This window comes from Leptolyngbya sp. CCY15150, assembly GCF_016888135.1.
In the GTDB taxonomy this organism is placed as follows: domain Bacteria; phylum Cyanobacteriota; class Cyanobacteriia; order RECH01; family RECH01; genus RECH01.
The window spans coordinates 1-214 of sequence record NZ_JACSWB010000056.1; the positions used below are offsets into that span (position 1 = coordinate 1).

Genomic DNA, 214 nt, shown 5'->3' on the forward strand with positions numbered 1-214 from the left:
GTGATATCGCCACCGTCTCCTACCGCGTCGCCCTCAACTGTGCTCGCGGCAACACTGCGAAGTTGACCATCCTCAGAGGTACCGGAAAAGGTGGCGCTATCGCCCGCCTCAATGAAAATACTGCCTGCATTGCCTTCCCCCAGGGTACTGGCTTGCAGCCGAGCCCCATTAAACACTTCCAGAGTAGAAGTAAAGATGGTGATATCGCCGCCGT

The 214-nt window shown here is 56.5% G+C and carries 1 protein-coding gene; it reads right to left on the minus strand.

The features are described 5' to 3' along the window. A partial coding sequence (locus JUJ53_RS00255) for a hypothetical protein (protein WP_204150000.1) occupies nucleotides 1-214 on the minus strand: 214 nt, incomplete at both ends.